This window comes from Frankia sp. Hr75.2 (assembly GCF_949319125.1).
GTDB lineage: Bacteria > Actinomycetota > Actinomycetes > Frankiales > Frankiaceae > Parafrankia > Parafrankia soli.
The window spans coordinates 98,270-112,882 of sequence record NZ_CASGGV010000077.1 but is presented as its reverse complement, the minus strand read 5'-3'; the positions used below and the strand labels follow the sequence as shown (position 1 = coordinate 112,882).

At 73.2% G+C, this 14,613-nt stretch carries 6 protein-coding genes; all 6 read right to left on the bottom strand.

The genetic code is table 11. The annotated features are described in order from the left end of the window. Nucleotides 1-204: 204 nt before the first annotated feature. Nucleotides 205-1,773 carry a glycoside hydrolase family 26 protein gene (locus AC559T_RS07965; RefSeq protein WP_243657805.1) on the bottom strand — a complete coding sequence of 523 codons (1,569 nt, stop codon included), beginning with the start codon at nt 1,771-1,773 and terminating at the stop codon, nt 205-207. 443 nt (nt 1,774-2,216) lie between these two features. After that, complete coding sequence (locus tag AC559T_RS07960) at nt 2,217-7,208, bottom strand: alpha-(1->3)-arabinofuranosyltransferase domain-containing protein (protein ID WP_498868282.1); 4,992 nt, start codon at nt 7,206-7,208, stop codon at nt 2,217-2,219. Next, on the bottom strand, nt 7,205-8,572 hold the full coding sequence (locus AC559T_RS07955) for a glycosyltransferase family 4 protein (RefSeq protein WP_498868281.1): 1,368 nt from the start codon (nt 8,570-8,572) through the stop codon (nt 7,205-7,207). The genes AC559T_RS07960 and AC559T_RS07955 overlap by 4 nt, the downstream gene beginning before the upstream one ends. Next, nucleotides 8,569-10,275 (bottom strand): lipopolysaccharide biosynthesis protein, encoded by a 1,707-nt coding sequence (locus tag AC559T_RS07950; protein ID WP_498868280.1) that lies wholly within the window; start codon nt 10,273-10,275, stop codon nt 8,569-8,571. The genes AC559T_RS07955 and AC559T_RS07950 overlap by 4 nt, the downstream gene beginning before the upstream one ends. A 165-nt stretch (nt 10,276-10,440) precedes the next feature. Continuing rightward, on the bottom strand, nt 10,441-11,430 hold the full coding sequence (gene gmd, locus AC559T_RS07945) for a GDP-mannose 4,6-dehydratase (protein WP_071061174.1): 990 nt from the start codon (nt 11,428-11,430) through the stop codon (nt 10,441-10,443). A 64-nt stretch (nt 11,431-11,494) separates the two neighbouring features. Beyond that, on the bottom strand, nt 11,495-14,122 hold the full coding sequence (locus tag AC559T_RS07940) for a DUF459 domain-containing protein (protein WP_498868279.1): 2,628 nt from the start codon (nt 14,120-14,122) through the stop codon (nt 11,495-11,497). Nucleotides 14,123-14,613 lie beyond the last annotated feature (491 nt).

Here is a 14,613-nt window from a genome sequence, read left to right as displayed (position 1 = left end):
TCCATGCCGGCCAGCGCGCCGACCCGGGCGGCCTCGGCGTCGGCCGCGGCCGCGCCGACCCCCCGGCCCCCGGCGGCACGGGGGGGGGCCGCCCCCCCCACCCCCCCCGCCGCAACGGGGGCCGGGGCGCGGGGCCCCCGCCACTGGGCGCGGACCGTCGTCCGGCCGGTCGGCCGGGAGGCCCCGCCCCGTCACCGGTCAGTTCTAAGGGCTGCTCCACAGATCGGTGTAGCGCTGGGCGGAGGCGTTGTTGATGAACAGACAGGACGGCCCGGTCGGCCGGTACAGGTTGGACCCGACATTCGGCGGCTCACAGGTGCTGTAGTAGTTCTCGTAGAACATTCCCTGCCCAGCACGTGCATCCATCCAGTCGCGCATGAACTGGATGAAGTTCGGGTTGTCCCCGGCACCGTTCTCGTTACGTCCGCTCACGACCCCCCATTCACCGACACCGAACAACTTGTTGTGGGCGCGGGCGAAGTTGTACAGCCAGGTGATGCCTCCGACCGCGTTCGCCTGGTTGTTGAACTCGGTGAGGGTACGGGACGGCGGGTAGTGGTCGTAGGCGTCGATGCCCACGATGTCCACCCAGGCGTCGCCCGGGTACAGGTCGAGCGGGTTATGGCTCGCGGGGTTCTGCGAGTAGTGCGCGTTGATGGTCCAGTCGAGCAGCGGGTCAGGCTCGGCCGTGGAGTTGATGGCGTCGGCGATCCGCCGCCAACAGCCCACATAGGCGGACGGGTTGCTACCCGACCACTGGTACCAGTTTCCGTTCGCCTCCCACGCGATCCGGATAATCGAGTTCTGCCGTCCGGTGGAGTTCAGTGTCTGGCCGAACGTGCGCCACTGCGAGTCGTAGGCACCCGATGCGCAGGCGGTGAGTGTGTTCCCCGAGTTCTCGGGGAAGGGAGGCACCGAGATGACGAGGCGGCCCGGCCATCCGGCGAAGTTCGCCTGGGTCCAGGACGGCTGAACGATGTTCTGCCAGTTGTTACGGGAGACGAAGACATGAGCGAGATCGCAGGGACTGCCCCGGCGCTCGCAGAACGCGTCCACGTTCGCCGGGTTCTGGATCGGATCTCCGTTCGCCCCGGAGAGCCACGGCTGACCCGACCGGTTCCCCGGATCGCCGCGCTGCTCGACGAACACCTGGGCCCGGTCGAAGACGACCCGAACACCACTGGAAGCCGGGTTGCGCCAGCCGATGTTGACGATCACCGCGGTGTGGATCCCGGGATTGAGCAACCCGGACTGGTAGATGCGGCTCACCGTACCGGCCGCCGCGTAGGTGTCGACGGCGGTCGGTGTCCCGCCATCTACACTGATCGTCGCGATGCCCCCGGACGGGCCCAGGACGCCGTAGACGTCAACCTGTGTCCCGGAGAACCGGAGCACCGCGCCACTCGACGGCTGGACCGACTCCCGGTAACTATTGTTGGGCGTGGCCGGGCCGCACCGCGTACACGCCGACCAGTCGCCGAAGTAGCTGACCTGGGAGACCCCCGAACCGATCGACGTGTCCTCGATGAGGGCTCCCGGCACCGGCAGGGCCTCCGCGCCGCTGCCGGCGATCGTCGCCCCGGCCAACAGGGTCGGCGCGAGGACGGCGAGACGCAGCATCGTCGATCGCAGGTAGGACCGCCGACGACCGGTTGGTGCGCGGACGATGCGATGGCCGCGCGCGCTGTCCACGCTGCCGCCCTGCCGCCCCGAGGTACCGCCGCCCGGCTGATCCAGGTGCCCGGCGGGCGGCCCGCCGATACGTGGTTCCATATCGCTCGGTCCCACGGGCCGGGCCCGGGTCCGGGCCCGGCTTCGCCAGAGCGTGGGACGCCTGTGGCGACCGCGTCGCGCGTGTTTCGGGTTGCGTTCGCCGGAGTTGGCAGCCTCCTGAGGCGATGTTCCCCGATCCGAAGTGATTTCCTGTGGCACCCCCGCGCCTCATCCCTTCGTCAGGGCCCGTGGTCGGCAAGCTCGTCGACCAGAGCCGCTCGTAGCCGATGACGCGGTGATGCTATACGGAGGGTGAGATGAAATTACTCTCGGTAACTTTTCGACCGGAGATTCGGGGTGCCGTACCGGACATGCCCCCGCCGAGCCCGACACCCGCCCCGACACCCCACGGAGGCCCGGGCCCCGGCCACGCCGGCCCCAGCTCCCACCCCCGCTGACCGACCTCCGGGGCGCCGACCGACCTCCGAGCTAGAGCCCGTCGGTCACAGCTCGGACGGGGAGCCCTGTGCGGCGGGAGCGGTGGGGGTCCCGGGGGTGGTGCCCGAGGCGATCCGGGCAGCGGCGCGGGCGCGGACCAGCGAGACGATCATGTCGGCGGCCAGGAGGAGGACCGTGAGCCAGGAGATCATGGCGACTCGGTCGAACGCGGCCACCCAGGAGCCGTTGGCTGGCAGGTCGTGCCGGGCCTGCACCTGGAGGATGTAGAGCGCGCTGAGAGCCAGGCACGCGGCGGGGGCGACGCGCAGCAGCGGCCGGGCGCGGGGGATCCGCAGCGCGGCGGCGGTCAGCACGGCAACCACGAGTCCCGCCAGCGGGGCGACCAGCACCACGCTCGCCGCCCCGGTGGCCAGGGCGGTGAGCAGCGTCGACCGGCCCGACACCCGGAGGGCCGGGCCCGGCCCGGCCCGCCAGGGATCCGCCGTCGGCAGATCAGCCCGGCCTGGACCCGCGGTGCCCGCTCGGGCGACTCCGCCGGTGCCGGTGCCCGCGGGGATGTACTGGTAGCCGACGAGATGGCGCCAGCTCCGGCCGCGGCGGCGCTGGTACGCCCCGACCAGCAGGATCGCCAGGCTCAGGATGCCCGTCACCACCGACAGTTTCAGCGCGATGCCGACGACGTGCTGCGGTGCCCAGTCGAGGAGGACGGTGAAGCTCCCGGCGCTCGGGTCGATCCGCCAGCCGTTCGCGTATCCGTCGACCAGGTGGGATTCGCCGAGGTCCTGGCCGTTGACGCGGGCCGTCCAGCCGGGGGAGCGGCTTTCGCCCAGCACGAGCCAGAACGGCTTGCCCGGGGTCGCGGCGCTGACATCCACGCGGAACGAGGTGTCGCTGGTCGCCTCGACCTTCACGGTCGGTGCGGTCCCGCCCGGAACGGCGGCAGTCCCGGTGCCCGCCCCGGTGGTCGCACCGGCGGTGGCGTCCGTGCCGCTGCCGGTGGCGTCGAGCCAGGCTCCGCCGCCGGCGGCGGAGGCCAGCAGCAGCCGGTCGACGTCGATCCCGGTCAGCGCGCCGTTGGAGGTGCGCACCACGTGGTCACCCGCGTTGAGGGTGACCGGTGTCCCGCAGGCCCGCACCGTCAGTCCGGCGCGGCCGGCGGCGTCCTTGATGCTTCCGGTGACCTGGATCCCGACCGGTGCGCCGTCGATGGTCAGCAGGTCGGTGCGGCAGGGGGCGGGAATGTCCGCGGTACCGGTCGCCGCCGTTCCGGTGGTCCCGGGAACCGCGGTGATCGTCAGGCCGGCCGCGGCTCCGGTGACAGCGCCGGTGTCGGCACCGGTGGCCGTGGCGGTGGCGGGTGAGCCGGCGGTGCCGGGGGCGGTGGTCGCGGCCGAGCCGCGGCCCGTTCCGCCGGCGGTGCCGTCCAGGCCCGGTACGGCGACCTCGGCGATGCCGACCGGCAGGTCCATCACTGCGCCGCTGATCGTGTCGATGCTGGTGACGGTGCGGACGTCGTCCACGACCAGCCGGATGGTGCTGCCGGTGACCGCGGGGAAGGTGAGGCTGACGTTCTGGGCGGCGTTGCGGGTCTGCGAGCTGACCGGCGTGTCGGCGACCGGTGGGACGGCGACCGCGCCGACCCGACGTCCGTCCACCATGATGCCGATCTTCGTGGGTACGGAGTGCCGCCCGTCGGCGACGAGGGCGAGGTTCATCGAGGAGAACGTGACCGGGGTCGGCGAGGTCACCTGGAGCCAGGAGCCGATCTGGCCGCCGATGCCGGGGCTCCACGCCGTGGTGGTGTCGCCGTCGAACGCGCTCGACCCGCGTGCGGCGAGCGCGCCGGGCAGCCGGCCGGAGGAGGTGACCGTCGGCGCGGCTCCGGCCCGGCCGAGGGTCGCGTCCACGAGCTGGTCGGAGGCGTAGGCGGAGAGCCGGGCGGTGCCGGTGAGCGCGAACGTGCGCGCCGTGGGCAGCGTGAACGAGCGTGCCATCGTCGGCTCGGGGTCGCGGCGGAACGGCTCGGCGGGGTTCGCCCGGTCGCGGGACATCTGCAGGCTCAGCCGGTGGTCGAGGGAGGAGGCGCCGGCGGCGTCGAGGGTGTCGGTGGGCAGGCGCAGCACCTCCTCCGCGGTCAGCGGCTTCCCGTCGGTGCCGGGGATCTCCACCTCGGCGAAGCCGACTGCGGACAGCCCGTCGTAGGTGCGCCGCACGCCGAAGTTCGTGGCGTCCACGTGGATGTGCAGCGTGGTGAACGTCCGGGACGGGAAGGTGATCGTCTGGCCGGCCTGGGTGCGGGAGGAGTCCCGCAGGTCGACGGTGACCGGAGAGCCGCCGTCGAAGGTCAGGGTCGCCCTGGTGATCCACCGGTTGCGCGGTCCGTTGAGCGGCTGGACGACGCGGATGTGGTCGGTGGTCGTCGGCTTCGCCAGGTCGACCTGCCAGGCGGCGCCCGCCGGGTCGGTGAACGCGCCGACCCGCCAGGCCGAGTCCAGGCTGCCGTCGATGCCGAGCACCGGGCGGTCGGAGACCCCGTAGGAGAAGGTGTTGCCGTAGTCGGTGGCCCGCACGTCCGCGACCTGGGCCTCCGAGCCCGGTGCGTGCATCTGGGCGACGGTCTGCGACGAGTGGCCGGCGTCGGGGAAGAGCACCAGCCGGTTGTCGTTGGCGTCCTTCGCCAGCGGGGTGACGCCGGGCTGCTCGACGTAGCCGAAGTTCTCCCGGATGCCCGTCCAGCGCTCGGCGCGCAGCCGGTTGGTGTCGCTGACCAGCAGCTCGGCGCCGTCGTCCAGGGCCTGGCGCAGCAGCTGCGGGTCGCTGGCGAGGTCACCGGCGTAGAGGATGGTGCGGCCGTCGTTGAGCACCGCGTCGAGCTGGCCGGTGGCCGCCGCGTCGACGAGGGCCTCCCCGTTGCCGCTGACCAGCAGCGGGGCGTCGGTGCGCTCGGCACGCACGATCGGGTGCGGGTCGTCGACGGGGAAGTCGGCGAGGGCCGGCGGGTCGATGACGTCGGCGTTGGTGCCCAGGGTGATCTCGTCGGTGTAGGGGATGCCCGGGTCCTCCAGCACCGGAGGCCCGAACGTGCGCGGCTCGGCCAGCCCGGCGGGGCGCTGGTTGGCCACGAGGTCCCAGGTCGCGCGCGGGCGCGGGGTCCGGAACCGCTCGTAGGCCAGGTTGCTGCGCAGCACGACGTCGCCGGCGCTCATCAGCCGGGCGATGTCGGGGATCGAGGCCGGGTCGAGCACGCCCTCCTGTATCCGCCGGTCCAGCGAGCGCAGCAGGTCCACGGAGCCGGCGTCGCCGTAGGGGATGAGTTCGCGGACCACGGACGGGCGGTCCATCAGCCCGGACATGACCGGGTCGAGCGTCGTGCCCCAGCGGTAGTGCGCGAAGTCGGCGCCGGGCAGCTCCAGCACCCGGGTCTGCTCCCCGGTGGCGTCGGGGGCGACGGCGTCCAGCGCGCTGGCGAGCTCCTGCTCGTAGCCGGGGATGTCCTCGGGCCGGTCCAGCAGCGGCTCGATGAAGTGCCCGCGGAACAGCGGTGACATGTTCAGCACGAGCAGCAGCGCCACCCCGCCGAACGCCAGCGTCGGCACCGCGCGCCCGCGCAGCCGTAGAGCACCGGCCGCGGGCCGCGGGGTATCGGTCGCGGACGACGTGCCGGCCCGGGCCTGTGCGCGGCGGGCCGCGTACCGCTGGTCCAGGACGGCGAGCCCACCGGCGAGCAGCACCGACAGCCCCAGGACGACCATCGGGACGGCACGCGGCAGCGACCGCAGCGCCAGGCCCGCGGTGGAGCCCTCGGCGAAGTCGCGGAACACCCGGCCCAGCGGGGACGGGTGGTCGTACGGGTACACGCCGACCGCGATCGTCGTGCCCAGCGCGATCAGCGCCACGAAGTACGCGCGCTGACCCCACCGCAGGCAGGACGCGGCGACCAGGGCCAGGATCGGCACCGCGAAGCTGATCGTGATGATCACCAGGCTGCCGGTGTAGTCCTTGGCCGGGCCGATCCACAGGCCGAGCGCGTCCTCGCCGTAGAAGAACCAGTTGCCCAGGCCGCGCAGCACCTCGGACGCCTGCGAGCTGCTCGCCACGGTCTTCACCGTCTCGGTGAAGGCGAGCACGTTCAGCCCGTAGCCGGCCTGGGTGTACAGACCGGCCATCCACCAGGCGGACGTCACGACGACCAGCGCCACCGCCCGCCCGCACAGCGTCAGGGCGGTGCCGAGACGGACCTCCCGGGTGCCCCACACCGCGAACGGCACCCACAGCAGCGGCGCGAACAGGATGAAGATCAGGCTGGACGCGTTGATGCTGCCGATCAGGGTGACCATCAGCGCGAACGCCGCCGGCCAGCGCCAGCCCGAGCGCCAGCGCACCAGTCGCGGGGTGTCCGCGGCGCGGGAGCGGTCGTCCGCGCCGGCTTCGCGCAGCCCCCGCACGGTGATGCCGATCAGCCAGCCCAGGCCCGCGTACGGCAGCAGGATGGCCGAGATCCGCGCCTCGTACTCCAGCGTGTACGGGGTGAGCATGTACCCGAGGGCCGCGATGAACGCGTAGCGGTTCGCCCAGCCGAACGTGCGCAGCAGGAACAGCACGCCGGCGCCCGCGCCGAACAGGATCGAGCCCGTCCACAGCCGCTGCGCCACCCAGTCGGGCAGCCCGGCGAGCTGGGCGAGCCAGTAGAACGCGCCCTGCGGGAACAGGTAGCCGATGTTCTGGTGGGTGACGGTCCCCATGCCGACGTCGGGGTCCCACATCGACACCGCGCGGGCCAGCATCCGGCCCGGGTCGAGGTAGAGGTACGCCTTCGTGTCGGCGCCGATCCGCCCCGGCGCCGTCGCCAGCAGCGGGATGTAGGCCAGCGCGGCGAGTACCAGCGCGGGCCAGGACGGCAGCAGCCGGCGGACCCGGCCGAGCCGCCCCTGCCGGCGCGGGTGATCGGAGGGCGGCGCGCCGCCGGGGCCCGTCGTGGCGCCCGGGGCCGGCCCGTCGGGATGGGCGGCTCCGGACGCCGGAGCGGTCAAGGTCACCGGGGCGCGCCCGAGCGCGAGCTCGGGGCGGGGCGGCGGACGAGCCGGCGGCGGGCGGCCTCGTTGACCAGCGCGAGGTAGGTCGAGCGGGCGGTGTGCTCCCAGGTGAACGTCGCCGCGTGCGCGAGCGCGCCGGCGGAGAGCCGGGCCCGCAGCTCGTGGTCGGACAGCACGCCGGCCAGGGTCTTGCCCAGGTCGTTCGGGTCCTCGACCAGCAGGCCGGACACGCCGTCCGCGACGGCGTCGGTGTGCCCGGCGATCTTCGTCGCGACGGACGGCGTCCCGCAGGCGGCCGCCTCGGTGATCGTCATGCCCCAACCCTCTCTGGCGGAGGCCGAGGTGAGCACCCAGGCACGCCGGTAGAGGTCGAGAAGACCCGCGTCGTCCACCCGGCCGACCAGCCGCAGCCAGTCGCCCGCGCCCGCCGCGGCGATGCGCGCCTCGAGCGCCCGGCGCTCGTAGCCCTCGCCGACGATCACGGCCTCCATCGCGGGGTGCTCGTCGTGCGCCCGGATCAGCGAGTCGATCAGCACGTCGAACCGCTTCACCGGCACCAGCCGGCCGACGGCGAGCACCAGCGGGCGCGGGGAGCGCTCCCCGGCGGGGCTGAACGAGGGATCGATGCCCGGGGGGATCACCGAGATGTTGCCGGCCGGCAGGCCCAGCAGCTCGATGATCTCGTCCCGGGACGACTGGGAGAGGGTGAGGATCCGGGTGCGCCGGTACAGCGGCGGCGCCACCTTGAACTCGATGGTCTCGCCGACCTGGGCCAGCTTGGGGGAGAGCACCATCCGCCACATCGCGCCGTGGACGTGGTGCAGGAACACCACCCGCGGGCAGCGCGCCCAGACGGGGGAGAAGAACGGCATCCCGTTCCAGATCTCGACCAGGCCGTCCCACGGGCCGGTGCGGCCCAGCGCGCCGGACGTCGCCGTCCGCGGGAACACCGAGTACCGGCCGGCCTTGCGGACGATCTGGTAGCCGTTGCGCCGCGTGGTCTCGGGGTGGCCGGGTGCTTCGGCGGTGCGCAGGCTGACGTCGACGCCGGCGGCGGCCCACCGCTCGGCGACCTTGTCGGCGTGCAGTTCGGAGCCGCCCGCTTCGGGGTCGTCCAGATCCCGCCAGGCCAGCATGTGGATGCGGCGCATCCCCGAGGTCTCGACGAGCTCCGCCAGCGTGGGCTGTGCGGGCAGCGTGTCGGCGAGGCCGGCCAGCAGCTGCTCGGACGTCGCCGACGGGACGAACTGCTCGGTCAGCCCGGGCATCCCGGTGCCGACGAGGGGCACCTGCCCGGCGGCGGACGGCGGTGCCGGCAGCGGCGGAATGGTCGTGGGGCGCAGCGAGCCCTCCGGCAGCGTGCTCACGCGCGGGCCGTCCGGCGGGCGGCGGCGAGCACCATCAGCCCGGTGACGACGGCGAGCACGGCCTGGCAGCCGAAGTTCGCCCGCGCGGTCGACACGGGGGAGCCCTGCGCCCAGGCCATGAGGGCGACGGCGGTGCCGGTCGCGACGGCGAGCACGGCCAGCACGGCACGCTTGCCGAGAGCCAGCAGATAGTGGGAGAACAACACGGTCGCTCCGAGACAGGTCATAGCTCCGGCCAGCGGGAGGAGAGCGCCGGAGGCACTGGTGAAACGCGGCCCGAAAGCCAGCGACAGCAGTGTGTCGGGTGCGATCGCCGCTACGGTGAGCAGCCCCACCGCGGGCACCGCGAGTATCGCCAGCGTCGCACCGAGCTGATGCAGTGCATGCTGCCCGAGATGGTTGCGGTCCGCGGCCTCGGGCAGGAGGAACCCGGCCAGGACGATCGCGGCCAGCACGATCACCTTCGCCGCCACGGAGACGGCCGCGTAGGAGCCCGACTCGTCCGGGGCGAGCCGGCCCTGCAGCAGCACATCGATGTTCTGCAGCACACCGAGGAACGCCAGTGTCACCAGCGCGGCGCCGACCTCGATGGCGAGCCGCCGCGGCTCCGCGGTGGCCGCCGGCCCGGCGACCGGCAGCGGCAGCGTCGTCGCCCCGGTGTCGGCGTCGCCACGCCCCGCCGCCGGATGCGATCCCAACCGGCCGCCGGTGAGCCGGCGCTGGCGGGCCGGTGGTGCCGGGAGCTGGGTGGGGGCCGGGAGCTGGGCGGGGGCCGGCGGCGCCTGGGCCTGGGGGCGGGTCGGGTCGGCCTGCATGATCGCCGACGGGTGCCGGCGCAGGCTGTAACGGGTGTGCGCGAGTGCGGCGAGTACCCCGAGCAGCACGGCGATGGCCGCGCCGGCCTCGTCCAGTCCGGCCAGGACCAGCGCGATCGTCGAGCCGCTCTTGACCGCCGCGTCCACCAGCAGGTTCGTGGCGAGCGACGGGTAAAGCCGCCCGCACTGCATCAGCCCGCGGTCGACGCACAGCAGGCACCAGGCCGCTCCGGCGATGATGATCTCGGCGACCCCGCCGGCTCCGGGCAGCGAGAGCTCGCGGGCGACGAACCCGCGCGCGATGATCGCCAGGACGGCGACGGAGAGGACGAGGACGACCCCGGCCCGGCGGACCCGGCCGATCCACTCGTCGATCAGGTCGGCCTGGCCGGTGTGCTGCCAGTTCGTGATCCGCCGGACGACGCCGACGAGCAGGGCGCTGCCCGGCATCGAGACGACGAAGAAGATCGCGAAAAGCTGCGCGACGGCGCCGTAGGAGCGGGTGCTCATGGCCCGCGCGATGACCAGGGTGACCCCGAGGTTGGCCGCGTTGGCGATCAGCCCGGCGAGGGCGAGGGGGATCGCGCCCCGCATGGCCGCCCGGATCCGGTCGCTCTGGCCGCGCAGCCGCTCGGGCGCGAGGCCGGCGAGCCCGGGGAAGGCCGCGAGGCTCGGGTGCTGCCGACGCGGCTGTGTCGCCTGCCCGGGAATCATCGCCGGACCGGGCACTTCCCGCGTGCCGGGCGGCGGCTCCTCCTGCAGCCCCTGGCCCGCTACCTGCGCCGACCCGAGCGGCTGGGACGGGGCCGGCGAGGAATCCCGCCGGCCCGAACGGTGCCGCCCGCGCACCTGCGGGGGAAGAGACCCGGTGGCTGGACCTTGGTTCATCGGTTGTCCCCCGGAGTCGCGCACGCGCGTACCCTCCCCATCACACGGCGTGACATGCGCCCGGGTGTGTATTCACCCGCGCCAGGTCTCGGCGCGGGTGGTGCGGCCCGCGCCAGTCGTGCGGGCTCGGTGGCGGGCACCCGGGGAACGTCGGTCACCGGTTGGTCAGTGTCTGTCCGCCGCAGCGGCCTCGGTGGCGAGGTCGGCGTCGACCATCATCTCCACCAGCTCGTGGAAGCCGACCCGCGGCTTCCACCCCAGCACCTCACGAGCCTTCGACGCGTCGCCCACGAGGACATCCACCTCGGCCGGGCGGAAGAACCGCGGGTCGGAGCGGACGTAGCCGGACCAGTCCTCGATGCCCACCCGGGCGAAGGCGACGTCCAACAACTCACGAATGCTGTGGGTCTCGCCGGTCGCCACCACGAAGTCGTCCGGGGTGTCCTGCTGGAGCATCCGCCACATCGCGTCCACGTAGTCCCCCGCGAAACCCCAGTCGCGCCGCGACTCCAGATTCCCCAGGGACACCGAGTCCTGCAGACCGAGTGAAATCCGCGCCACCGCCCGCGAGATCTTCCGCGTCACGAACTCGATTCCCCGCCGCGGCGACTCGTGATTGAACAACATCCCCGAACACGCGAACAACCCGTACGACTCGCGGTAATTCACCGTCAGGTAATGCCCGAACGTCTTCGCCACCCCGTACGGGGAACGCGGATGAAACGGCGTCGTCTCCCGCTGCGGCGTCTCCCGCACCTTTCCGAACATCTCCGACGAGGACGCCTGGTAGAACCGCACCCGGGACAGGTCGTTACCGCCCGCGATCCGCAGCGCCTCCAGAACCCGCAGCACCCCCATACCCGTCGTCTCCCCGGTCAGCTCCGCCTGCTTCCAGGAGAGTCCGACGAACGAGATCGCGCCCAGGTTGTACACCTCGTCGGGCTGGGAGATCTCCACCGCGCCGATCAACGACGGAAGATCCGTCAGATCACCCTCCAACAACACGACCCCCGGCACCAGCCGCTCCACGGTCGCCACCTTCGGGTTCGACTGCCCGCGCACCAGCCCGAACACCTCATAACCCCGCCCAACCAGCAACTCCCCCAGATACAACCCGTCCTGGCCGGTGATTCCCGTAATCAGCGCGCGAGGCACGATCATCCTCCTGTGGCCCGTGGAGTACTGCTGCGGAAGGTTAGCGTCAGGTAAAGCGGCCGGGTCACTCGGGTGCCGGGGCCGGCCCGTCGGCACCACGCGCCGTGGCCGGGCGGGCCAGCTTGAGAAGCTCGGGTAGCACCATCTGGCCGGCCCGCGCTCCACCGCCGTTGCTGATGTGAACACCGTCGTCGTCGCGCACGCGAACGCCGTCGATCTCACCGCGGTACTCGTTGCCCGGGCTGAGTACCGCGGCGAGATCGATGACGGTGGTGACGGCGGAGTGCCGCGCGGCGGCCTGGCGAAGCAGCTTGTTGAACTGGATCACCCGGTCGGCCCGGGTTTCCGGGTAGATGCTGCCGTCCGCCGCCTCACCCTCCTCGAACATCGGGGCGGTCAGCAGCACCACCTTCGCTCCGCGGGCCGAGAGGGTGGTGATCGCCAGGTCGAGCTCGCGCCCGAGATAGGCGTCGAACGCCGGATCACCGATGTGGGTCCGTCGGCCCTCGAGGTCCTGGTCGGTGACCTCCCAGCGCCCGACCAGCAGCATGGCCAGGTCGGGACGGAGCTCGTCGACTTTCCGGCTGAGGCGGGTGGGCCACTGGTCGCACCCCGGAGGTGGCAGGTTCACCTCGCCCATGAGGAGGCGGCGCGGCGAGCGGGTCACCCCGCATCCGAGCTGGGAGCCGTCGTGGATCTCCAGGCCCTCGCGGGCGGCGGACGTGGAGAACTCGCTGAAGCCGAGGGTGAGCGCGAGCGAGTCCCCGGCCAGGACGGCCCGCAGCGGTCGGCCCGTCACCGGCTCGGCCCGGGCCGTCGGCGGTGCCGCGGTAGCGGCCCGCGCGGCCAGCTGCTCGAGGTCCGCCGCGCCGCGGCCGGCGGACGGGTCCGCGATCGTGGCGACCATCACCAGGGCGACGACCGCGCAGATCGAGGCCGGGACGGTGACCCGCGGCATGGGGAAACGGATCTTCCGTCGCCTGATCGGGTTTTCGACCAGGTGGAACGAGGCGATGGTGATCGCCGCCGTGACGGCCACGCGCACGCCCAGCAGCGCCGCGCCGCTCAGCCCCGTGCGGGCCGCGGTGACGGTCAGGAAGACCGGCCAGTGCCACAGGTAGAGGCCGTAGGAGACCCGGCCGATGGTGGGTAGCGGCGGGAGCGACAGCACCCGCGCGGCCGGCCCGCGGGGCACCTCGACGATCGAGGCGATCAGCAGCATCACGATCACCGCCACGCCCAGGAAGCCGCCGGAGTAGAGCACCCGGCTCTCGCCGTCGACGGTCGCCCAGACCGTGAGCATCGCCACCCCGGCGAGGCAGCCGGCGACGGACAGGCCCTTCTTCGTCCGCTCGGTGAGCGGTGTCCGCCGCTGGATCCGCCACACAGCCAGTGCGGCGCCGGCCAGCAGCGCCTGCGCGCGGGTGTCCGTGCCGTAGTAGATGCGGGAGGCGTCCGCGCCCAGCACGACCAGCAGCAGCCCGAGCAGCGCGGACGCCTCCGCGCCCAGCACGGCGACGGTCAGGATCAGGGTCTGCGCCTTGTGGCGCTGGTTGCGCCACCGCGCCGTGGTGCGCCCGCTGTGCCACATCAGCAGGTAGACGGCGAGCGGCCACAGGACGTAGAACTGTTCCTCCACCGCCAGCGACCAGGTGTGCAGCAGCGGGGACGGGGCGGAGAAGTGGTCGAAATAGCTCTGGTCCGACAGCGCGAACCGCCAGTTGGCGACGTACCCGAGGGTCGACAGCGCGTCCACGCGCAGTGTCTCGACCTCGCTGGGCTGGGCGACGAACCGGGCGTAGGCCGCCACGCCCAGCATCATCGTCAGCAGTGCCGGCATCAGACGTCGGGTGCGGCGGATCCAGAACGACTTCAGGTCGATGCGCCGGGTGGTCCGGTACTCGGCCACGAGCAGGCCGGTGATCAGGAATCCGGAGAGGACGAAGAAGGCGTCGACGCCGAGCAGTCCGCCCGGCATCCAGCTCAGGCCCGCGTGGTAGGCCATCACCCCGAGGACGGCGAGGGCGCGCAGGCCGTCCAGCGCGGGAGAGTGGCCCAATGGTGCCAGCACCGGTGCCGTGAGTGGTCCGGTCTCGAGCGGCCCGGTCTCCGGCGATCCGTCGTCCGGCCGCCCGGTCTCGAGCGGGCCGGTGGCATGCGGGTCGGTGGCGCCGCGGGCGCGGGCGCCGGGCCTGTCCGCCTCCAGGAGGTCGTCCGCTTCGAGGAGGTCGTCCGCCTCGCCCGCGCCTCGCCCGCCGGCCGGCTGCCGTGACGTGCCCGGCTGTCGCGGCGTGCGCGGCCCGCCCGGCTCGCGTCGCCTGGACGGGTCGGCCACCGGCTGGCGGGAACCGGCCCGGCGGGCCTCGGCCGGCTCGGCGCCGTGCGGGCGCGGCGGGCCGCTCCCGACGAGCTCGTGGCCGCCCCGCGGGCTCCGGTCGCCCGCGGGGCTCCCCGTGCGGGCGGCTCGCCCGGCACGGGCTGGGACGCGGGGGCGGGCGATGACGCGGGTGTGATCGTCGGCGTCGCGTGCCGCCTCACGTGGGTCGCGTGAGGCGGCGGCCCGGCGCTCGATGTGCTCGGTCTCGTCGCCGCTGTACGCGCCGGCCCGGCGCAGGCGGCCCTCGGGGTCCGGGTAGGCGTCGTCCTGGTAGGCGGCGTCGAGCCGGGACCGGTCGAGATACAGGCCGTCCAAATGGTCTGTGGCCTCGTCGTGCTCCGTGCCACTGTCCGTGTCCGCGCGTCGGCCTGCGGCAGGACGATCGATGTCGGCACCTGGGCCCGTGGCCGCGCCCGGACCGCCGGCCGCGTCGGTGCCGGAGTCCGGCTCCGCACGGCGGTCCGCGGCTCTGCGCCGGTCCCGGGCGGGGCGCCGCGGGTTGCGCTCGGCGGCGTGGCCGTCCTCCGGCTGACCGGGGCGGGGGCGAGCCAGCGGGTAGGTGTCGGTGTCTCGGCGGCTCAGCCCGGTCCCCTTCCGATGTCGTTAGGTGCGCAGGTGTGGCGGCAGGCCACCGGATCGAGCCGGACGGGGCCTGGCACGGACGGTGCCGTGTCCGTTCGCGTACCGGGAGCAGCACATGGGCCCGATCGGCAAGGCTAATCCGCGGTTCCGGTCAGGGGAAACGCGTGGTAGTCCCAGACCGGAGATGTCGGGCTCGGCAATACCTCCAATGGGCCAGCATTGGT

What these genes read in the sequence shown, in the direction of transcription:
- AC559T_RS07965 (WP_243657805.1), bottom strand. Translation starts at nt 1,773, where the DNA reads ATGGAACCACGTATCGGCGGGCCGCCCGCCGGGCACCTGGATCAGCCG.
- AC559T_RS07950 (WP_498868280.1), bottom strand. Translation starts at nt 10,275, where the DNA reads ATGAACCAAGGTCCAGCCACCGGGTCTCTTCCCCCGCAGGTGCGCGGG.